This is a genomic window from Delftia sp. NA_296.1 (assembly GCF_052692095.1).
Map to the genome: position 1 here is coordinate 705,531 of NZ_JBQZGF010000001.1, position 21,326 is coordinate 726,856.

A 21,326-nucleotide genomic window follows, 5' to 3' on the forward strand; every position below is an offset into this window, starting at 1 on the left:
AGGGCCTACGTCACCCGCCCCGCCTCGCCCCGCCGCGAGGGTGTCGCACCTCTCGGGAGAAGCCGCGCAGCGGCTCAGAGGGGACTAAAGTTCCGGCATGATGGCTTCCGCATAGTCATACAGCGCCCCCAGGATTTCCTCGCCGCGCTCGTCGGCAGTTTCCGATAGCTGATCGACCATGGCAAACATCTGCTCGGCCGTGCGTGCGCCGCCCTTGCCTTCGATCAGGCAGGCCGCGCAGTGCTGCAGCCAGCGCTGGCGCTCGGCAGGGTTCAGGCTGGCGGGGAAGTTGCGGGCGCGGTAGCGGAACAGCAGTTCGGTCAGGCGGGCATCGTCGAAGCCCGTGCGGTCCAGCGCCAGCTCCTGCGCGGACAGGCTGCGCAGGTGGTTCAGGCGTCGCCGGTCTTCATTGCCCACAAAGCCGCCGTACAGGTCCTGGTCGGCATCCAGCCCTTCCTGCGCAGGGCGCTGGTGAACGGCACGCCACAGCGCGCTCATGTCGGGCAGGTCACGTGCAATGGCCGCATGGCCCATGCACTGCTCCACATCGATGCCCCATTGCGCGGCCATGGCCGGGCTCAGCGTCTTGAGGCTGCCGACCACCATGGGCGACTTGTTGACGTGGATGCTCTTGATGGGCAGGCGCTGCACGCCCTCGGGCAGGTCGGCCGCGCGCGAGAACAGGCGCAGGCGCAGCGTGTCCACGTCGATGGAGGCCAGCTCGGACGGGTCCTGCGCCAGATCCCAGCAGATGATCTCGTTCTTGTTGGTGGGGTGCGTGGCCAGCGGCCACATGACGGCGATGCAGCCGCGCTCGGGCCGGATCATGCCGCTGACGTGCAGGAAGGGCCTGGCATGCGCCGGCTCGGCCGGCAGGCCCATTTCCTGCAGCACGCGGTCCTTCTTGTGCAGCGAGAAGGCGAAGTCGAACAATCTGGGCTGGACCTTGCGGATCAGCCGCGCCAGCCCGATGGTGGCGCGCACGTCGGACAGCGCGTCGTGCGCCTTCTCGTGCAGCAGGCCGTTGGCGCGGGCCAGGTCCTCGAGCTTGAAGCTTGGAGATCCATCCTCCTTTTTCGGCCAGACAATGCCTTCGGGGCGCAGCGCATAGACCATGCGCACCACGTCGAGCAGGTCCCAGCGCCCGCAGCCGTTTTGCCATTCGCGCGCATAGGGGTCGATGAGGTTGCGCCAGAACATGAAGCGCGTGATCTCGTCGTCAAAACGGATGGTGTTGTAGCCCACGCCCACGGTGCCTGCCTGGGCCAGTTCTGCCTCGATGCGGGCGGCGAACTGGGCCTCGGGCATGCCCTGCTCCAGGCATTGCTGGGGGGTGATGCCGGTGATCAGGCAGGACTGCGGATCGGGCAGGTAGTCGCCTGCCGGCTGGCAGTACCACATGACGGGCTCGCCGATTTCATTGAGTTCCGCATCGGTGCGGATGCCCGCGAATTGCGCGGGCCGGTCATAGCGCGGCTGGGCGCCGAAGGTCTCGTAGTCGTGCCAGAAGAAGGTATGGGCCATCGAGCGAGTATGCCTGCGAAAAACGGGCCACCGGCCCTCACAACAGGGGCGAACACAGCCGCGCGCCCGAGTCGAACAGGCGCAGCGCAAAGCCCAGGTCGCGCTTGAAGTGCACGCGCTGGGCCTGCTCCAGATCGGCCTCGAACTGCTTGGCCAGATCGCCGTTGAGCGCAGGCCCGTAGGCGATGGCGCAGACCTCGTAGTTCAGGAAGAAGCTGCGGTAGTCGAAGTTGGCCGTGCCGATGATGGCGATGTTGTCGTCCACCACCAGGGTCTTGGAGTGCAGCATGCGTGCCTTGTACTCGTAGACGCGCACGCCGCAGCGGATCAGCTCGTCGTAGTAGGAGCGCGCGGCCGCCGTGACCAGGGCCGAGTCAGAACGGCGCGGCACCAGCAGTTGCACATCGACACCGCGCAGCGAGGCATTGGTGAGCGCTGCCAGCGCGGCCTCGGTGGGCACGAAATACGGCGTGGTCAGCCAGACACGTTCCTCGGCCGCGTTGATGGCCGCCAGATGGGCGCGGTAGATGGCCTGCAGGCCGTTGTCGGGGCCCGAGGTGATGATCTGCACGGGCAGCGGGCCCTCGGGCGCATCCGGCAGCAGCAGGTCGATGTCGGCGGGCTCGTTCTTGGGGTCCTTTTCCAGCGCATAGGCCCAGTCTTCGAGGAACACGGTCTGCAGCCAGTTGACGATGGCACCCTCCAGGCGCAGGTGCACGTCGTGGTAGGCATCGGGCATGACACGCGCGTTCTCTTCGTCGGTCACGTTGACGCCGCCCGTGAAGCCCACCTTGCCGTCGCACACCAGGATCTTGCGGTGGGTACGGAAGTTGATGACCGGACGCAGCCGCCGGCCGATCTTGGTGCCATGGAACAGCGCGACCTCGGCGCCCGCATCCTCCAGCGGCTGCAGAAATCGCCGTCCCAGCTTCTTGGAACCCAGGGCATCCACCAGCAGGCGCACCTGTATGCCTGCGCGGGCCCGCTGTATCAGCAGGTCGCGCAGGGCCGTGCCGGTCTGGTCGGGCTCGAAGATGTAGTACTCCAGGTGGATGTGATGACGCGCCGCATTCACCGCCTCGATGATGGCGTCGAAGGTGGCAGCGCCGCCCACCAGCAGCCGCAGGTCGGCGGCCGTGCTGACCGGAAAGTCGCTGGTGGCCGCCACCAGCCGCGCGACCTGGTGCAGGCGCTCCGAGCTGCCCGGCATGCGCTCGCGCAGGCGCTGCACGCCTGTTCGCACACGCGATGTCTTTCGCGCACGCAGCCGCTTGATGCGCTGGCGCTTGAGCCGCTGCGGGCCGAAGAAATAGTAAATGGCCAGCCCGCCCACGGGAATCGCCGCCATGGACAGAAGCCAGCTCAGCGTGGCCACGGGCGCGCTGCGCTGCAGAAGGATCCACACCGCGACGATCACCACATAGACCGACCAGGTCACCGACAGCAGCAGCAGCGCATTCTCATGGGTCAGGTACTGACGAAGCCACTCCACAAAGACTCCTTCGGGCGGATCAAAGAAAAAGCCGGCAGCCCGGTGGGCTGTCGGCTTGTGCGGCGGGCATCAGAAGATGCACATCAATCGGCAGTGGCCTCTTTGGGCTCGGCCGGCTCGGAAGCCGGGTCCTGCTTGGGCTGGGGCGTGATGTCGAGCTTGACTTCGCCCTTGTCGGCATCGTCGGCGTCGGCCACCCAGTCCACTTCCAGGCGGCCACCATCGACCAGTTGCCCGAACAGCAGCTCGTCGGCCAGCGAACGCCGGATGGTGTCCTGGATCAGGCGCTGCATGGGGCGGGCGCCCATGAGCGGATCGAAGCCCTTCTTGGCCAGGTGCTTGCGCAGCGCATCGGTGAAGGTGACCTCCACGCGCTTTTCGGCCAGTTGCTGCTCCAGTTGCAGCAGGAACTTGTCGACCACGCGCAGGATGACCTGCTCGTCCAGCGGCTTGAAGCTGACGATGGCGTCCAGACGGTTGCGGAACTCCGGCGTGAACAGGCGCTTGATGTCGCCCATTTCGTCGCCGGCCTGGCGCGGGTTGGTGAAGCCGATCGAGGCCTTGTTGATGGTCTCGGCGCCCGCGTTCGTGGTCATGATGAGGATCACGTTGCGGAAGTCGGCCTTGCGCCCGTTGTTGTCCGTCAGCGTGCCGTGGTCCATGACCTGCAGCAGCACGTTGAAGATGTCCGGATGCGCCTTCTCGATTTCGTCGAGCAGCAGCACCGAATGCGGCTTCTTGGTCACGGCCTCGGTCAGCAGACCGCCCTGGTCAAAGCCCACATAGCCCGGAGGCGCGCCGATCAGGCGGCTGACGGCATGGCGCTCCATGTACTCCGACATGTCGAAGCGGATCAGGTCCACGCCCAGGATGTAGGCCAGCTGCTTGGCCGCTTCCGTCTTGCCCACGCCCGTGGGGCCCGAGAACAGGAAGGAGCCGATCGGCTTGTCCGGCTTGCCCAGGCCCGAGCGCGCCATCTTGACCGAGGAGGCCAGCGCCTCCAGCGCCTTGTCCTGGCCGAAGACCACGCTCTTGAGGTCGCGCTCCAGCGTCTGCAGCTTGCTGCGGTCGTCGTTGGACACGTTGGCAGGCGGAATGCGCGCGATCTTGGCCACGATGGCCTCGATCTCGGCCTTGTCGATGGTCTGCTTGCGCTGCTCCACCGGGATGATGCGCTGCGCGGCACCGGCCTCATCGATCACGTCGATGGCCTTGTCGGGCAGGTGGCGGTCATTGATGTACTTGGCCGACAGCTCGGCCGCAGCCTGCAGGGCGGCAGCGGCGTATTGCACGCTGTGGTGCTCCTCGAAGCGCGACTTCAGGCCCTTGAGGATGTCCACGGTCTCGGCCACGGTCGGCTCGACCACGTCGACCTTCTGGAAACGCCGCGACAGCGCCGCATCCTTTTCGAAGATACCGCGGTACTCGGTGAAGGTGGTCGCGCCGATGCACTTGAGCTGGCCGCTGGACAGCGCCGGCTTGAGCAGATTGGACGCGTCCAGCGTGCCGCCCGAAGCGGCGCCCGCGCCGATCAGCGTGTGGATTTCGTCGATGAACAGGATGGCGTTGGGCCGGTCCTTGAGCGACTTGAGCACGCCCTTGAGGCGCTGCTCGAAATCACCACGGTACTTGGTGCCCGCCAGCAGCGCGCCCATGTCCAGCGAATAGACCACGGCTTCGGTCAGCACCTCGGGCACCTTGCCCTCGGTGATGCGCCAGGCCAGGCCTTCTGCGATCGCCGTCTTGCCCACGCCGGCCTCGCCGACCAGCAGCGGGTTGTTCTTGCGGCGGCGGCACAGGATCTGGATGGTGCGCTCGACCTCGTAGTCGCGCCCGATCAGCGGATCGATCTTGCCGTCCTTGGCCGCTTGGTTGAGGTTCAGCGTGAACTGCTCCAGGGGCGAAGCCTTTTCGTTGCGCTCGCCACCCGCGCCCTCTTCGGACTCGGCAGGGTTTTCGGCCTTGGCGGGCTCGGGCGGTTCGCCCTTCTTGATGCCGTGGGCAATGAAATTGACCACGTCCAGGCGCGTCACGCCCTGCTGGTGCAGGTAGTAGACGGCGTGCGAATCCTTCTCGCCGAAGATGGCCACGAGCACGTTGGCGCCCGTGACTTCCTTCTTGCCGTTGCCGGTGGATTGCACATGCATGATGGCGCGCTGAATCACACGCTGGAAACCCAGCGTGGGCTGTGTGTCCACCTCATCGGAGCCTGCCACCTGGGGCGTGTTGTCCTTGATGAAGTTGGACAGGGCCGAGCGCAGGTCATCGATGTTGGCTGAGCAGGCGCGCAGCACTTCCGCTGCACTGGGGTTGTCCAGCAGGGCCAGCAGCAGGTGTTCCACGGTGATGAACTCGTGGCGCTGCTGGCGCGCTTCGACAAAGGCCATGTGCAAGCTGACTTCCAGTTCCTGGGCGATCATTGATGACTCCTTTTCGCTTGCTGGGGATTATTGACTGCAACCATAAATCAGGGCGGCCCGGGTTTATTCAACAGGCTCGAACATCGCCTGCAACGGATGGCCTGCCTTCTGGGCCGCCTGCAGCACCTGTTCGACCTTGGTGGCCGCCACGTCGCGCGAGTACACGCCGCAGACGCCGCGGCCATCCAGATGGATCTTGAGCATGATCTGGGTGGCCGTTTCGCGGTCCTTACCGAAGAGTTCCTGCAGGACGATGATGACGAATTCCATGGGCGTGAAGTCATCGTTGAGCATCACGACCTGGTACATCTGCGGCGGCTGGACGCGCTGGCGTCGCCGCTCCAGCACCACGGCACCGTCATCGTCGGACACGGGCCGCACTGTAGGGATGGCAGGAGGGATCGAAGGGGGTTGGGTTGCCATGAAAATCATTCTAGCCATCGGAGCCACTGTTTTCCGGAAGGGATATGCGAGGCATGCCTGAAGAATTCAAGCGCGGCGCCCGCCCGGGCCGGCAAGCACGCACCAAAGCAGTGCCTGCTCGCCGCCATCGGGCGCTGTGCCACCTTGCGGGTTATTCGTAGACCACCTTGACCTGGGCACTGCCGGCCTGGGCGTACCAGGCCGCCAGGGCCGCATCGCTGGGATAGAAGCGGCTGGCATCGCCCAGCGCCAGCTCGCAGCTGGCCGAGCCGCGCTCGTCCTCGCAGACCAGGCCCAGGCGCACTTTCATGCCGCGCTGCAGCTCGCCGTGCTCGCCCTGCTCCACCACGGCGGGGAACTGGCGCAGCAGGCCAAGCACGTCAGGCATCTTCTCGCCCACGCTGACCTGCAGGTAGCGCGCAAAGCGGCAGCGCGCGTCTGCCAGATTCCACAGCTGCTGGGCCTTCATGCGCAGGCCGCCGCTGAAATGGTCCAGCTGCAGGCGCCCGGTGATGACGACGAATTCATCGTCCTTGAGCAGTTCGCGGTAGGTGTTGAGCGTGTTCTCGTCCACCGAGGCCTCGATCACGCCCGAGCCGTCATCGATCTTGAACAGGCCCAGCCGCCCGCGCTGGCCGTTGATGGCGCGGAAGTCGCTGATGATGCCGGCCAGCGTCTGGGGCTCGCGGCTGTCGCGCAGCTCGGCCAGGGGCGTGCGCACGAAGCGGCGCACCTCTTTCTCGACCTCGTCGAACAGGTGGCCCGAGAGGTAGAAGCCCACCGCCGTCTTTTCCTGGGTCAGCCGCTCCTTCACGCCCCAGGGCAGTGCCTCGACCAGCGGCGGTTCCTGGGTGCTGGAGCCCACGGCGTCATCGCCCATCATGTCGAACAGGCCGCCCTGGTTGGCGTTGGCCAGCGTCTTGTTGCCGAACTCGAAGGCATGGTCGATGGAGGCCACCAGCGACGCCCGGTTGAGCTCGATGGCGTCGAAGGCGCCGCCCTTGATCAGGGCTTCCAGCGTGCGCTTGTTCAGGCGCGTGCGGTCCACGCGCACGCAGAAGTCGGCCAGGCTCTTGAAAGGTCCCTTGTCGGCGCCGCGCGGCCCCACGCCGCGGCCTTCACGCGCCGCAACGATGGCCTCGATCGCCTGCTGGCCCGTGCCCTTGATGGCGCCCAGGCCGTAGCGGATGACCTTGTCGGTGACGGGCTCGAAACGGTACATGCCGCGGTTGACATCCGGCGGCTCGAAGCTGATGCCCATCTTGAGCGCGTCTTCGTACAACACCTTGAGCTTGTCGGTGTTGTCCATTTCCACGGTCATGTTCCCGCAGTAGAACTCGGCGGTGTAGTGCACCTTGAGCCAGGCCGTGTGGTAGGCCAGCAGCGAGTAGGCGGCGGCGTGCGACTTGTTGAAGCCGTACCCCGCGAACTTCTCCATCAGGTCGAAGACCTCGTCGGCCTTTTCCTCGCTGATGCCCTGCTTGGCCGCGCCCTCGCGGAAGATCCCGCGGTGCATGACCATTTCCTCGACCTTCTTCTTGCCCATGGCCCGGCGCAAGAGGTCGGCGCCGCCCAGCGAGTAGCCGCCCAGCACCTGGGCGGTCTGCATCACCTGCTCCTGGTAGACCATGATGCCGTAGGTCTCGGCCAGCACCTGCTCGACCAGCGGGTGCGGGTACTCCACCACTTCCTTGCCGTGCTTGCGCGCGACGAAGCTGGGGATCAGGTCCATGGGGCCCGGACGGTACAGCGCGTTCAGTGCGATCAGGTCTTCCAGGCGGCTGGGCTTGGCGTCGCGCAGCATGCCCTGCATGCCGCGCGATTCAAACTGGAACACGGCTTCGGTCTTACCCTCGGAGAACAGGTGGTAGGTGCGCGCATCGTCCAGCGGGATGTTCTCGAAGGCGAAGTTCTCCTGGCCCTTGTGGCGCTTGATGATGAACTCGCGCGCGATCTCCAGGATGGTCAGCGTGGCCAGGCCCAGAAAGTCGAACTTCACCAGGCCCACGGCCTCCACATCGTCCTTGTCGTACATGGCCACGGCCGAGTCGCTGCCCGGCTGCTGGTACAGCGGGCAGAAGTCGGCGAGCTTGCCCGGAGCGATCACCACGCCGCCCGCGTGCATGCCGATGTTGCGAGTCATGCCTTCGAGCTTCTGGGCCATTTCGATCAGGGTCTTGACGTCTTCTTCTTTTTCGATGCGCTCGGCCAGCATGGGCTCGGCCTCGATGGCGTAGGTGTACTTGTCGCCCTCCTTCTTCGGATTGGGCGGGTATTTGAGCGTGACGTGCAGGCCCGGCTTGTTGGGAATGAGCTTGGAGATGCCGTCGCAGAAGGTGTAGCTCATGTCCAGCACGCGGCCCACGTCGCGGATGGCCGCGCGCGCGGCCATGGTGCCGAAGGTGGCGATCTGGCTGACGGCGTCGCGGCCGTAGAGCTGCTTCACATAGTCGATGACGCGGTCGCGGTTGGCCTGGCAGAAGTCCACGTCGAAGTCGGGCATGGACACGCGCTCGGGGTTCAGGAAGCGCTCGAACAGCAGGTTGTACTCCAGCGGGTCCAGGTCCGTGATCTTGAGCACGTAGGCCACCAGCGAGCCCGCTCCCGATCCGCGGCCCGGGCCCACGGGGCAGCCGTTGAGCTTGGCCCACTTGATGAAGTCGCCCACGATGAGGAAGTAGCCCGGAAAGCCCATCTTGAGGATGGTGCCGATCTCGAATTCCAGCCGTTCCACGTAGCGCGGGCGCTGCGCCTCGCGCTTGGCGGGATCGGGATACAGATGGGTCAGGCGGTCTTCCAGGCCGTTGAAGGATTCGCTGCGGAAGAACTCGTCCATGGTCATGCCGTCAGGCACGGGGAAATTGGGCAGCTGCGGCTTGCCCAGCACCAGGGTCAGGCTGCAGCGGCGCGCGATTTCCACGGTGTTGGCAATCGCGCTGGGAATGTCGGCGAACAGCGCCTGCATCTGCGCTGCGGTCTTGAAATGCTGGTCGCGCGTGAAGCGGCGCACGCGCTTGGGGTTGGCCAGGATCTCACCCTCGGCGATGCACACGCGCGCTTCGTGGGACTCGTAGTCGTCGGGGCCGAAGAACTGGATGGGGTGCGTGGCCACCACGGGCAGGTTCAGCCGCTCGGCCAGTTGCACGGCAGCCAGCACGTGCGCCTCATCGTCCTGGCGGCCCGCGCGCTGCAGTTCGATGAAGAAGCGGTGCGGGAACATGCCTGCCAGGCGCTGGGCCACGGCGGCTGCGCCGGCCTCGTCGCCGCGCATCAGCGCCTGGCCCACGGGGCCGGCCTGGGCACCGGCCAGCACGATCAGCCCCTCGCCCAGCTCCTGCAGCCAGGCCCAGGTGTGCACGGCCTGGCCCTTGACCACGTTGCGGGTCCAGCCACGGGCCAGCAGTTCGGACAGGTTGTGGTAGCCCAGCGGGCTTTGCACCAGCACGATGATGCGCGAGACGGCGGCGCCGTTCTCGCCTTCGATCTGGATTTCCGCGCCCAGCACGGGCTTGACGCCCTTGGCCCGCCCTTCGCGGTAGAACTTGACGCCGCCAAACAGGTTGTTGAAGTCTGTGACGGCCAGTGCGACCTGCCCATCCTCGGCGGCGGCCTTGACGATGGCATTGATGCGGTTGGTTCCGTCCACGACGGAGAATTCGGTGTGCAGGCGCAAATGGACAAACATATGGGCGCCATTGTAGAAAGCTCCGCAAGGCCGGGACCCGTTCACGGCCATGCCTTTGCCGCCGCCCCCGCCTGCGGGGCGGGCATCGCAGGCCGTTACAATGCTTCGGCCCGGTTGCGGGAAAATCAGGCTTTGTGCGGCCCCTCAGCGCGGCCCGCGTCCCTGCCCGCCAACCCTCTCACTGCCCTTCGATTGCCCGAGAAACGTCCACCATGCAGCGTATTCCCCTGTCCATCGTTCCCGCCATGCTGGTCGCAGGCGTTCTGACAGCCTGCTCCAGTACGCAGCAAGACCCTACTGCCAAGTGGACCCCGGACCGCATCTATACCGAGGCCCGCGACGAAGCCGCCTCCGGCGCGTTCGACAAGGCCGTTCCGCTGTTCGAGAAGCTCGAAGGCCGTGCCGCCGGCACGCCCCTGGCCCAGCAGGCCCAGCTCGACAAGGCTTATGCCCAGTACAAGAGCGGCGACAAGATCCAGGCCACCGCCACGCTGGACCGCTTCCTGAAGCTGCATCCGGCCAGCCCCGCCACCGACTACGCCCTCTACCTGAAGGGCCTGGTCAACTTCAATGACAACCTGGGCATGTTCTCCTGGCTGTCGCGCCAGGATCTGTCCGAGCGTGACCAGAAGGCCGCCAAGGACTCGTTCGAGTCCTTCCGCGAGCTGGTGACGCGCTTTCCCGAGTCGCGCTACGCCGAGGATTCGCGGCTGCGCATGCAGTACATCGTCAACTCTCTGGCGCAGTACGAAGTGCATGTGGCCCGCTACTACTACGGACGCGGCGCCTACGTGGCCGCCATCGCGCGCGCGCAGACGGCCGTCAAGGACTACCAGGGCGTGCCCGCCGTGCGCGAGGCCATGCAGATCCTGGTGAATTCATACGACGCCCTGGGCATGACGCAGTTGCGCGACGACGCGCAACGCGTGCTGACCGCCTCCTACGGCCAGGAGTCCGACCAGGACCTCACGGCAAAGCAGAAGTCGTGGTGGAAGCTGTGGTGATCTGCGGCGCAGGCTGCGCCAGCGCCTGCAGGGCCTGAACAAAGGCCGCCTCGTCCACCAGGGCCCGCATTGGCGGCAGCGCGGCACGCAGCCGCCGCCCGTAACCCATGGTGGCCAACCGGGAATCACAGACCACGAGCACGCCGCGATCCGTCTCACGCCGGATCAGGCGGCCAGCGCCCTGCTTGAGCGCCATGGCGGCCTCGGGCAGCATGTAGTCGGCAAAGGCCTGACGCCCCACGGACTCCAGACTGCGCGAACGCGCCTCGACCAGCGGATCGTCGGGCGGCGGAAACGGCAGCTTGTCGATGACCACCAGCTGCAGCGCATCGCCCGGCAGGTCCACCCCCTCCCAGAAAGTGGCCGAGGCCACGAGAATGCAACCCCGACCCGGGCTTGCCCCCGTGCCTTCCCGGCCTTCTCCGGCCGCGATAAAGCGCTCGATCAAGGCCAGCTTGGGCGCCTGCCCCTGGACCAACACATCGAGTTCACCAAACAGCCCCAGCGACTGCTGCAGCGCATCGCCTATGGCGTGCAGCGCCCGCAGCGTGGTCGTCAGCACCAGCGTGCGCCCGCCCAGGCGCTGGGCGGCATCCAGCGCCAGGCGCGCCACCTCGGTGCTGTGCGTGGCACTGCCGGCCTGGGCAAAGGGCCGGGGCACGTAAAGCGCTGCCTGCCGCGCATAGTCAAAGGGACTGTCCACGCGCAGCACCTGGGCCTCGCGCAGGCCGCAGGGCTCGGTGAACCAGCTCAGGCGCTCGTCGTCACCCAGCGTGGCCGAGGTGAAGATCCACGCGGTGCCCGATGGCTGCCGAGGCAGGCCTGCAGCTTCGTGAACGGGCGCGGGCGCGCCTTCTTCCTGTTCTTGTGGCTCGGGCTCGGGCTGTGCATCCTCTCGCTCCTGGTCCTCCGATCCCTCCTGCCCCTGCGTCAACCCCAGCAGCCGCGTGCGCATGATGTGCGCAATGGTCAGCGGAGACTCCAGCATGCGCATCTGCTGGCTGCCCAGCTCCAGCCAGCGCACCGTGTCCTGCACGGCGGCTGCGGCAAAGGTGGCCAGGCGCCGCAGCAGCTCGTTGCCGCGCTCGAACAGCCTGCGCAGTTCGGGGTCGCTGACCTGCAGTTGCACCAGCGGTTCCAGCAGTGCCCGCAGGCTGCGCCCCAGTGTGACCAGGGCGGTGCGCCAGCGCTGCGCGTCCAACCCCTGCGGCGTCACGCCCTGCCAGGGCAGGCGCCCGCCCGCCGGGGGCTTGCCTGCCGCCAGTCGCAGCTCGCGCAAGGCCTGCTCCACACGTGCCGAAAGCTGCATCCAGTCGGCCATGCCGCGCGCCAGTTCCTGGCCGGCGCGCAGCACATCGCGGGCATAGCCCGTCAGTTGCTGGCCCGACAGGCTCTGGCCCGCGAACTGCACGCCGGTGTCGTTGAGCTGGTGGGCCTCGTCCACCACGACCACGCCCACGCTGGGCAGCAACTGGGCCACGCCCGACTCGCGCACATCCAGGTCGGCAAACATCAGGTGGTGGTTGATGACCACCACGTCGGCCTCCAGCGCAGCGCGGCGGGCCACGTTGACATGGCAGTCCTGCCAATGCGGGCAGTCGGAACCCAGGCAGTTGTCGCGTGTGGAAGTGACCAGGGGCAGCGCGGGCGATCGCTCGTCCAGCGCGGGCAACTCGCCCAGGTCGCCCGTACGCGTGGTGCGTGCCCATCGCTCGACCAGGGCCACGCTGCGCAGGACCTGCGGGTCCTGCGGCGCCGTGCGGCCCTGGCGCACACGCTCCAGCCGCTCCATGCACAGGTAGGCGCTGCGGCCCTTGAGGCGCGCCATGCGCAGCGGCATGCCCAACGCGGCAACGAGGCGCGGCAGATCGCGGGCATACAGCTGATCCTGCAGCGCGCGCGTGGCCGTGGACACCAGCACGCGCTGGCCGCTGAGCAGGGCCGGCACCAGGTAGGCATAGGTCTTGCCCACGCCCGTGCCGGCCTCGACCACCAGGGTCTGGCGCTGCTCGATGGCCTGGGCCACGGCCAGGGCCATGCGGGTCTGCCCCTCACGCGGCAGGAACAGCGCCTCGGCGCGCGACAACAGGCCTTGCGGGGCGAAGGCCGCCTGCACGGCGGCGGTCAGGGAATGCAAAGGGCGGGTCCGTTTGTTGAAAAAGAGAGCGCCGCCGGGGTGCGACGGGCCAGCGCCGGGGACGGTGCTCCGATAATATGCGCCATGACATTGGTGTGCCCATCCACCGCCCCAAGAGCCCACCAAACCAGAGACCATGCAGCCAGCGTACCGACTCCAAGCCGCCACAGGCATCCATCGCGGTGACAGGCAATACCAGCAAGACCAGGTGATGCTCATGGCCCACCCCTATGTACACGGCTGCCTGCTGGGCGTGCTGGCCGACGGCATGGGCGGGCGCAGTGGCGGACGCAAGGCCTCCGACCAGGTCATGCTCACGGCGCGCCAGCTGTTCGAGCGCTTCGAGCCGGGCAAGGAGGACTGCACGGCGCTGCTGGAGAGCATCGTCCACGAGTCGCACATGGTGATCCGGCTGACGGCCATCTCGGCCGAGCAGGAGCCGCACAGCACCATTGCCGCCTTCGTGCTGCTGCCCCAGGGCCGCTGCCACTGGGTGCATTCGGGCGATTCGCGCATCTACCACTACCAGGGCGCGACCATGGTCCACCGCACCAAGGACCACTCCTACGTCCAGTCCCTGGTGGACAGGGGAGAACTCACTGAATTCGAGGCCCATGTGCACCCCAAGTCCAACATCCTGCTGGGCTGCCTGGGCACCGAGGCCGAGCCGCCCATGAGCCACCACGTGATCGAGCACGTGCACCCGGGCACCACGCTCATGGCCTGCAGCGACGGCGTCTGGCACTACTACACGGCGGAGGAACTGGGCACCGTGCTCAACGCGCTCACGCCGCGCGAGGCCACGGAATTCCTGATCGACAAGGCACGCGTGCGCGCCCAGGGCGGGGGTGACAACCTGTCGCTGGTGGTGCTCAAGCTCGAGGCACTGGAGCAGCCGGTGACGGCGTGACCACCGAACTCAGGGCGCCGCAGGCGCGGGAGGCGCAGGCAGTGGCGCTGCCTGCGGGCCGCGTTCACGGGCGGCATCGGCGGCGCGGGCCTTGCGCTCGGCAGCCTCTTTTTGCTTGGCCTCGAACTGGGCGCGGGCGGCAGTTCGCCGCTCCTGCTCCTGCGCAGACTGGCGCTGCTCGATCTGCGCCTGGCGATCACGCTGGTGGCTGGCCTGCTGGGCTGCGCGCTGCTGTGCGTCCTGGGCACGCTGGGCCCTGAGGGCCTGGGTGTCGCGCTGGGCGGCCGGTGGCCGCTCCTTGGCTTGCATGGACGAGGCGGCCTTCTGCGCCTTCTTGGCCTCGATATCCTCAAGGCGCTGGGCGGCGCGCTCCTTGCGCTCCTCGTCGTTGATCTGCAGCTCGCGTTCGCGCAGCGGCTTGTCCTGCTCGCGGGCCTCCTCGCGCGCCTGCCTGAGGCAGTCTTCCACGGCAAAGCGCTGGTAGCACTCGGACTCCAGGGCCGTGCGCCGCCTGTCGATGACGGCACGCTGGGCCGCGATCTCAGCGCGTGCAGCCTTGCGCTCGGCCTGGACCTGCTTTGCAGCCTGGGCGCGTTCCTGCCGCGCATCGGCATCGGCGCCAGCATCCGCAGCCATGGCCGGGCCGGCCAGCACAAGGCAGGCCAGCGCAGCGCCCAGGGCAGTGGGCAGTTTCTTCACAAGGGCAAAAGCAGAGGTAGGCAGTTTCAACATGTACAGGTCCGGCAAACGACGCCAGCGGCCGGGACCGGCCTCAGGTCAGGCTGGTGTCCACCACACGGCGCTCCAGCGCCAGGAATTCCTTGGACTGCATCTCGTTCAGGCGCGATACGGTACGGGGGAACTCATGGGCCAGCGGGCCCTCAGTGTAAAGCTGCTCGGGCGGCACGGCGGCCGAGATGACCAGCTTGACCCTGCGGTCGTACAGCACGTCCACCAGCCAGGTGAATCGCCGCGCGGGCGATGCCATGTTGACCGGCATATAGGGCACGTCGGACAGCAGCACGGTGTGGAACTGGCTCGCGATCTCCAGGTAGTCGTTCTGCGAGCGCGGGCCGCCGCACAGCTCGCGGAAGTCGAACCAGACCACGCCACCGGCGCGGCGGCGCGCACGGATCTCGCGCGCCTCGATGTGCAGCACGGGGTCTTCGTCCTTGACTTCGGCCAGCTTGTCGAAGGTTTCGGTCATGGCCGCATCGGCCTCGGCACCCAGGGGCGTGTGATAGAGCCGGGCGTTTTCCAGCGTGCGGCGGCGGTAGTCCGTGCCGTTGTCCACGTTGACGACTTCCATGCGCTCGTTGAGCAGGTCGATGGCCGGCAGGATGCGGTCGCGGTGCAGGCCGCCCGGATACAGCTCGTCGGGCTTGAAGTTGGAGGTGGTGACAAAGCCCACGCCGTTGGCGAACAGCGAGACCAGCAGCCGGTGCAGGATCATCGCGTCCGTGATGTCGGCCACGTGGAATTCGTCGAAGCAGATCAGCTTGTACTTCTTGGAGATGCGGGCACCCAGCACGTCCAGCGGGTTCTGCGTGCCCTGCAGCACGGCGAGCTCGCGGTGGACCTCGCGCATGAATTCGTGGAAATGCAGGCGCACCTTGCGCCTGAGCGGCACGGCGTTGAAGAAGCAGTCCATGAGAAAGCTCTTGCCGCGCCCCACCCCGCCGTACATGTAGACGCCGCGGGGAATCTCGGGATGGTTGATGAGCTTCTTGAAGGCGTTGGAGCGGCGCTGGCGGTAGACCGCCCAGTCGTCGGCACAGCGCTGCAGCGCCTCGACGGCGCGCAACTGCGCAGGATCACTGTGAAAGCCCTTGGCTACCAGTTCGGCCTCGTAGGCCTCTCGCACTGAAACGCTCATGCAGCATCAACCATTCGCTATGTATTCAGAAGCTGAAAACGCTTGCAGAGCAAGCGCTTTCAGGTCTTTGGCTTGGGCTAGATGGCTAGCCTGGCACTCAGAAATTCAGAGTGCGCTTGTCAACGGCCAGTGCCGCTTCCTTGGTGGCCTCGGACAGCGAGGGGTGGGCATGGCAGATGCGGGCGATGTCTTCGCTCGATGCCTTGAACTCCATGGCGACCACGGCTTCGGAGATCAGCTCCGAGACCATGGGGCCGACCATGTGCACGCCCAGGATTTCGTCGGTCTCGGCATCGGCCAGGAACTTGACCATGCCCGTGGTATCACCCAGGGCGCGCGCGCGGCCGTTGGCCAGGAAGGGGAAGGTGCCAGCCTTGTACTTGACGCCCTGCTCCTTCAGTTGCTGCTCGGTGCGGCCCACCCAGGCGATTTCGGGGCTGGTGTAGATCACCCAGGGAATGGTGCCGAAGTTCACATGGCCATGCTGGCCGGCAATGCGCTCGGCCACGGCCACGGCCTCTTCCTCGGCCTTGTGCGCCAGCATCGGGCCGCGCACCACGTCGCCCACGGCCCAGACGCCGGGCAGGCTGGTCTTGCAGTCGTCATCGACCACGACGCAGCCGCGCTCGTCCAGAGCCAGGCCCACGGCCTCGGCATTGAGGCCGGCCGTGTTGGCGGTGCGGCCGATGGAGATGATCAGCTTGTCGGCCTCCAGCGCCTGGGCTTCACCCTTGGCGTTGGTGTAGGCGATGGACACGCCCTTCTTGCCGCTCTTGATTTCGCCGATCTTCACGCCCAGCTCGATCTTCAGGCCCTGCTTGTCGAACGCCTTCTTGGCTTCCTTGGCGATCTGCTCGTCCACGGCGGACAGGAACTTGTCCATGCCTTCGAGCACGACCACTTCCGTGCCCAGGCGGCGCCAGACCGAGCCCATTTCCAGGCCGATCACGCCAGCGCCGATCAGGGCCAGCTTCTTGGGGGCCTTGCCCAGGCGCAGGGCGCCGTCGTTGGACAGGATGTTCTCTTCATCGAAGGGCACGCCGGGCAGCGCGCGGGCGCTGGAGCCCGTGGCGACCACGATCTGCTTGCCCGTCAGCACTTCCTCTTCCTTGCCGGCAACCTTGATCTCGTAGCCGCCCTCGACCGCCTTGACGAACGAGCCACGGCCGTGGAAGAAGGTGACCTTGTTCTTCTTGAACAGGTACAGGATGCCGTCGTTGTTCTGCTTCACGACCGCATCCTTGCGGGCGATCATCTTGGCCACGTCCATCTCGACCTTGCCGGTGGAGATGCCATGGTCGGCAAAGTGCAGATTGGCGTGCTCGAAGTGCTCGGACGACTGCAGCAGGGCCTTGGAGGGAATGCAGCCCACGTTGGTGCAGGTGCCGCCCGGAGCGGCGCCGCCAGCGGCGTTCTTCCACTCGTCGATACAGGCCACGTTGAAGCCCAGTTGTGCGGCACGGATGGCAGCGATGTAGCCACCAGGGCCCGCGCCGATGACGATGACGTCGAATTGCTTGCTCATTTCAGGAATCTCTTGTCTGTGATGCATGAAAAAACCCACCGCAGGGCGCGCGGCCAAGGGTGGGTTTTCGTCGTGTCGAACCCTGTGGAATTACAGGTCGAACAGCAGGCGCGAAGGATCTTCCAGCGCGTCCTTCATGGCCACCAGGCCCAGCACGGCTTCGCGGCCGTCGATGATGCGGTGGTCATAGGACATGGCCAGATAGTTCATCGGGCGCACCACGACCTGGCCGTTCTCGACCATGGCGCGGTCCTTGGTGGCGTGCACGCCCAGGATGGCCGACTGGGGCGGGTTGATGATGGGGGTGGACATCATCGAGCCGAAGGTGCCGCCGTTGGAGATGGAGAAGGTGCCGCCGGTCATGTCTTCAATGCCCAGCTTGCCGTCTGCCGCCTTCTTGCCGAATTCGGCAATCTTCTTTTCGATGTCGGCGAAGCTCATCTGGTCTGCATTGCGCAGGATGGGCACCACCAGGCCACGGGGCGAACCCACGGCGATACCGATGTCGAAGTAGCCGTGGTAGACGATGTCGTTGCCGTCCACGGAAGCATTGAGCACGGGGTACTTCTTCAGGGCGTGCACTGCCGCCTTGACGAAGAAGGACATGAAGCCCAGCTTGGTGCCGTGTTCCTTGGTGAAGGCGTCCTGGAACTTCTTGCGCAGATCCATCACCGGGGCCATGTTCACTTCGTTGAACGTGGTCAGGATGGCGTTGGTGGACTGCGACTGCAGCAGGCGCTCGGCCACGCGGGCACGCAGGCGGCTCATGGGCACGCGCTGCTCGGGACGGCCGCTGAGGTCTTCCTTGGCAGCGGGAGCCGACACCTGGGGCAGCGCCTTGGTGGGCACGCCGGTGGGGATGACGGCAGCCGTGGACTGCACGCCGCCCTTGACGGCGGCCAGGGCGTCGCCCTTGGTCACGCGGCCATCCTTGCCGGAGCCAGCCACGTTGGCGGCCGACAGGTTGTTCTCGGCCAGCAGCTTGGCAGCGGCGGGCATGGCGACATCGCCCTTGCTGCCGCCAGTGGCAGCAGCAGCGGCGGGAGCAGCAGCAGGCGCTGCGGCAGCGGGAGCGGCGGCTGCGGCAGGAGCGGCAGCGGCCACGCCGGCCACGCCTTCGGTGTCGATCTTGGCGATCAGCTGCTCGGCCACCACGGTGGCGCCGTCACCTTGCACGATCTCGGCCAGCACGCCAGCGGCGGGTGCGGGCACTTCGAGCACGACCTTGTCGGTTTCGATTTCGATGAGGATCTCATCGATTGCAACCGCTTCGCCGGCCTTCTTCTTCCAGGTCAGCATGGTGGCCTCAGCGATGGACTCGGACAGCTGGGGAACTTTGACTTCAACGATAGCCATTTGTGATTCTTTCCAAAAGTGTTCTGTACTGATACGTAGCGGGTGGGGGCTGCCTTACTTGTTCAGGACAAAACCCTTGAGCTTGGAGAACGCGCCTTCCACCAGAGCCTTTTGCTGCTCCTGGTGCAGGTGTGCGTAACCCACGGCGGGCGATGCCGAGGCAGCGCGGCCGGAGTAGCCCAGCTTCTGGCCATCGAGCATGTTCTCGTGGATGTAGTGCTGCACGAAGAACCAGGCGCCCTGGTTCTGCGGCTCGTCCTGGCACCAGACGATCTCGGTGGCGTTGCCGAACTTCTTGAGTTCAGCGGCGAAGGCCTTGTGCGGGAAGGGGTACAGCTGTTCGACGCGGATGATGGCGACGTCCTTGCTTTCCTTCTCGGCGCGCTTCTTGACCAGGTCGTAGTAGACCTTGCCCGAGCATGCGATCACGCGCTTGACCTTGGCCGCGTTCTTCACGACGGCTTCGTCCTGCTCGGGGATCACGGTCTGGAAACCACCGCTGGTGAACTCGGACAGCGGCGAGGTCGCATCCTTGTTACGCAGCAGCGACTTGGGCGTCATGATGACCAGCGGCTTGCGCAGCGGGCGCACCATCTGGCGACGCAGCACGTGGAAGATCTGGCTGGCCGTGGTGGGCTGCACGATCTGCATGTTGGCGTCGGCGGCCAGCTGCATGAAGCGCTCCAGGCGTGCCGAGCTGTGCTCGGGGCCCTGGCCTTCATAGCCGTGCGGCAGCATCAGCGTCAGGCCGTTGATGCGGCCCCACTTGACTTCACCGGAGGCGATGAACTGGTCGATCACCACCTGGGCGCCGTTGGCGAAGTCGCCGAACTGGGCTTCCCAGATCACCAGGGTGTTGGGGTCGTTCGACGCGTAGCCGTACTCGAAGCCCAGCACGGCCTCTTCGGACAGGATGGAGTCGATGACGGTGAACGGAGCCTGGCTGTCGGCAACGTTCTGCAGCGGGATGTAGGTGCCTTCGCTCCACTTTTCACGCTTTTGGTCATGGATGACCGAATGGCGGTGGGTGAAGGTGCCGCGGCCGCAGTCCTCGCCCGACAGGCGCACGGGGTAGCCCGATGCGACCAGCGATGCGAAGGCCATGTGCTCGCCCATGCCCCAGTCCACGTTGACATCGCCGCGGCCCATGGCTGCGCGGTCGTCATAGACCTTCTTGACCAGCGCGTGCGGCGTCACGGTCTCGGGGATGGTGGTGATGCGTTCGGCCAGGCGCTTCCATTCGGTCAGCGGGATGGCGGTGTCGCCAGCGTCGGTCCAGGTCTTGCCCAGGAACGGGCTCCAGTCCACGGCGTACTTGCTCTTGAAGTTCGTCAGCACCGGATCCACGGTGTGGCGGCCTTCGTCCATGGCGGCGCGGTAGGCCTTGGCCATGTCGTCGCCCAGCGATTCGCCCAGGCCTTGCGTGGCCAGCTTGTCGGCGTACAGCTTGCGGGTGCCGGGGTGGGCGCCGATCTTCTTGTACATCAGCGGCTGGGTCAGGGCAGGCGTGTCCTGCTCGTTGTGGCCCAGCTTGCGGAAGCAGACGATGTCCACGACCACGTCCTTGGAGAATTCCATGCGGAATTCCAGCGCCAGCTGCACGGCCAGTGCCACGGCTTCCGGATCATCGCCGTTCACGTGCAGCACGGGCGACTCGATCATCTTGACGATGTCGGTGCAGTACAGCGTGGAGCGGGTGTCGCGCGGATCGGAGGTGGTGAAGCCGATCTGGTTGTTGATGATGATGTGCACCGTACCGCCCGTGGTGTAGCCACGGGTCTGGGCCAGCGCCAGGGTTTCCTGGTTCACGCCCTGGCCGGCAAAGGCGGCATCGCCGTGCACCAGCACGGGCAGCACTTGCTTGCCGTGCGGGTCGTCGCGGCGGTCCATGCGCGAGCGCACCGAGCCTTCGACCACGGGGTTGACGATTTCCAGGTGCGAGGGATTGAAGGCCAGCGACAGGTGGACAGGGCCGCCAGCGGTGGACACATCGGAGCTGAAGCCCTGGTGGTACTTCACGTCACCCGAGGGCAGATCTTCGGGAGCGGTGTGATCGAACTCGGCGAACAGGTCCTTCGGCATCTTGCCCAGGGTGTTGACCAGCACGTTCAGGCGGCCGCGGTGGGCCATGCCGATCACGACTTCCTGCACGCCCTTCTGGCCGGCAGCGTTGATCAGCTCGTCCATGGCGACGATGAAGCTTTCGCCGCCTTCCAGCGAGAAGCGCTTTTGGCCGACATACTTGGTGTGCAGGTAGCGTTCCAGGCCTTCGGCAGCCGTCAGGCGGTCGAGGATGCGCTTTTTCTGGTTGGCGTCAAAGCTGGGCTTGGTACGGCTGGTTTCCAGCTTTTGCTGCCACCAGCGCTTTTGCGTCTGGTCGGTGGCATACATGTACTCGGTGCCCAGGGTGCCGCAGTAGGTCTCGCGCAGCGCGTTCATCAGCTCGCGCAGAGACATGCTTTCCTTGCCGAAGAAGGTGTTGCTCGTGTTGAACACCGTTTCCTGGTCGGCATCGGTGAAGCCGTAGAACGACGGCTCCAGCTCGGGAATTTCGGGGCGCTCGGTGCGCTTGAGGGGATCGAGATCGGCCCAGCGTGCGCCGACATTGCGGTAGGCGGCGATCAGCTGCTGGACGGCGGTGCGCTTGCGGCCCAGCTCGGAGTCGGCGCCGGAGGCCACGACCACCTTGGTGCCGCCTTGCTTGGCGCGCTCGGCGAAAGCGTTGATGACGGGCTGGTGCGGGACGTCCTTGGAGTCCGTGCCGTCGACTGCGGGCACATGTTGCAGTGCATCAAAGTACTCGCGCCAGGAATCCGGCACGCTACCGGGGTTGGCCAGGTAGTTCTCGTACATTTCTTCGACGTAGGGGGCATTGCCGCCGAAGAGGTAAGTATTGCCTTGATAGGCTTGGTAGACCGACGTCTGATCGCTCATATTGCGCTGACCTCCGCCTCCCTGAAGGAGGCATTAGCTG

13 protein-coding genes are annotated in these 21,326 nt (G+C 66.1%); 2 read left to right on the forward strand and 11 right to left on the reverse strand.

The window, feature by feature from the left end:
• Window positions 1–84: 84 nt before the first annotated feature.
• From sbcB to dnaE, 5 genes are all read right to left on the reverse strand, one after another.
• A complete protein-coding gene (sbcB, locus tag ACUTR7_RS03360) occupies window positions 85–1,524 on the reverse strand; it encodes an exodeoxyribonuclease I (protein WP_123691143.1) in 1,440 nt (479 codons plus the stop codon).
• A 37-nt stretch (window positions 1,525–1,561) separates the two neighbouring features.
• Window positions 1,562–3,016, reverse strand: coding sequence for a cardiolipin synthase (gene cls, locus ACUTR7_RS03365; protein WP_012205340.1), 1,455 nt, complete (start codon window positions 3,014–3,016; stop codon window positions 1,562–1,564).
• Between the two features lie 83 nt (window positions 3,017–3,099).
• Window positions 3,100–5,436: an ATP-dependent Clp protease ATP-binding subunit ClpA gene (gene clpA, locus ACUTR7_RS03370; RefSeq protein WP_012205339.1), complete on the reverse strand. Its 2,337-nt coding sequence runs from the start codon at window positions 5,434–5,436 to the stop codon at window positions 3,100–3,102.
• Window positions 5,437–5,499: 63 nt separating this feature from the next.
• On the reverse strand, window positions 5,500–5,877 hold the full coding sequence (gene clpS, locus ACUTR7_RS03375) for an ATP-dependent Clp protease adapter ClpS (protein ID WP_012205338.1): 378 nt from the start codon (window positions 5,875–5,877) through the stop codon (window positions 5,500–5,502).
• A 133-nt stretch (window positions 5,878–6,010) separates the two neighbouring features.
• The gene (dnaE, locus tag ACUTR7_RS03380) at window positions 6,011–9,544 is read right to left on the reverse strand and encodes a DNA polymerase III subunit alpha (RefSeq protein WP_043820947.1); all 3,534 of its coding nucleotides are present in this window, start codon (window positions 9,542–9,544) and stop codon (window positions 6,011–6,013) included.
• Between the two features lie 212 nt (window positions 9,545–9,756).
• Between dnaE and ACUTR7_RS03385 the strand changes: the two genes are divergently transcribed.
• Window positions 9,757–10,548 (forward strand): outer membrane protein assembly factor BamD, encoded by a 792-nt coding sequence (locus tag ACUTR7_RS03385; RefSeq protein WP_012205336.1) that lies wholly within the window; start codon window positions 9,757–9,759, stop codon window positions 10,546–10,548.
• Here ACUTR7_RS03385 and ACUTR7_RS03390 read toward each other — a convergent pair.
• The gene (locus ACUTR7_RS03390; protein ID WP_445608125.1) at window positions 10,511–12,685 is read right to left on the reverse strand and encodes an ATP-dependent DNA helicase; all 2,175 of its coding nucleotides are present in this window, start codon (window positions 12,683–12,685) and stop codon (window positions 10,511–10,513) included. The two genes, ACUTR7_RS03385 and ACUTR7_RS03390, sit on opposite strands and share 38 nt — an antisense overlap.
• A gap of 136 nt (window positions 12,686–12,821) precedes the next feature.
• Here ACUTR7_RS03390 and ACUTR7_RS03395 point away from each other — a divergent pair, with 136 nt between their 5' ends.
• Entirely contained in the window at window positions 12,822–13,595 is a 774-nt protein-coding gene (locus ACUTR7_RS03395) for a PP2C family protein-serine/threonine phosphatase (RefSeq protein ID WP_034393013.1), read from the forward strand.
• A 9-nt stretch (window positions 13,596–13,604) separates the two neighbouring features.
• On the opposite strand, the gene ACUTR7_RS03400 is transcribed toward ACUTR7_RS03395, so the two are convergent.
• From ACUTR7_RS03400 to ACUTR7_RS03420, 5 genes are all read right to left on the reverse strand, one after another.
• The gene (locus tag ACUTR7_RS03400; RefSeq protein ID WP_445608126.1) at window positions 13,605–14,294 is read right to left on the reverse strand and encodes a hypothetical protein; all 690 of its coding nucleotides are present in this window, start codon (window positions 14,292–14,294) and stop codon (window positions 13,605–13,607) included.
• 73 nt (window positions 14,295–14,367) lie between these two features.
• Window positions 14,368–15,471 (reverse strand): cell division protein ZapE, encoded by a 1,104-nt coding sequence (zapE, locus tag ACUTR7_RS03405; protein ID WP_012205332.1) that lies wholly within the window; start codon window positions 15,469–15,471, stop codon window positions 14,368–14,370.
• A gap of 97 nt (window positions 15,472–15,568) precedes the next feature.
• Window positions 15,569–16,996, reverse strand: a complete 1,428-nt coding sequence (gene lpdA / locus ACUTR7_RS03410; RefSeq protein WP_013802658.1) for a dihydrolipoyl dehydrogenase — start codon at window positions 16,994–16,996, stop codon at window positions 15,569–15,571.
• Window positions 16,997–17,086: 90 nt separating this feature from the next.
• Window positions 17,087–18,352: a 2-oxoglutarate dehydrogenase complex dihydrolipoyllysine-residue succinyltransferase gene (odhB, locus tag ACUTR7_RS03415; RefSeq protein ID WP_013802659.1), complete on the reverse strand. Its 1,266-nt coding sequence runs from the start codon at window positions 18,350–18,352 to the stop codon at window positions 17,087–17,089.
• A 54-nt stretch (window positions 18,353–18,406) separates the two neighbouring features.
• A complete protein-coding gene (locus ACUTR7_RS03420) occupies window positions 18,407–21,286 on the reverse strand; it encodes a 2-oxoglutarate dehydrogenase E1 component (RefSeq protein WP_034393004.1) in 2,880 nt (959 codons plus the stop codon).
• Between the last annotated feature and the right edge of the window lie 40 nt (window positions 21,287–21,326).

Coding starts and splice junctions, on each gene's coding strand:
- sbcB (WP_123691143.1), bottom strand. CDS start 1,524: ATGGCCCATACCTTCTTCTGGCACGACTACGAGACCTTCGGCGCCCAG.
- clpA (WP_012205339.1), bottom strand. CDS start 5,436: ATGATCGCCCAGGAACTGGAAGTCAGCTTGCACATGGCCTTTGTCGAA.
- clpS (WP_012205338.1), bottom strand. CDS start 5,877: ATGGCTAGAATGATTTTCATGGCAACCCAACCCCCTTCGATCCCTCCT.
- dnaE (WP_043820947.1), bottom strand. CDS start 9,544: ATGTTTGTCCATTTGCGCCTGCACACCGAATTCTCCGTCGTGGACGGA.
- ACUTR7_RS03385 (WP_012205336.1), top strand. CDS start 9,757: ATGCAGCGTATTCCCCTGTCCATCGTTCCCGCCATGCTGGTCGCAGGC.
- ACUTR7_RS03395 (WP_034393013.1), top strand. CDS start 12,822: ATGCAGCCAGCGTACCGACTCCAAGCCGCCACAGGCATCCATCGCGGT.
- zapE (WP_012205332.1), bottom strand. CDS start 15,471: ATGAGCGTTTCAGTGCGAGAGGCCTACGAGGCCGAACTGGTAGCCAAG.
- lpdA (WP_013802658.1), bottom strand. CDS start 16,996: ATGAGCAAGCAATTCGACGTCATCGTCATCGGCGCGGGCCCTGGTGGC.
- odhB (WP_013802659.1), bottom strand. CDS start 18,352: ATGGCTATCGTTGAAGTCAAAGTTCCCCAGCTGTCCGAGTCCATCGCT.
- ACUTR7_RS03420 (WP_034393004.1), bottom strand. CDS start 21,286: ATGAGCGATCAGACGTCGGTCTACCAAGCCTATCAAGGCAATACTTAC.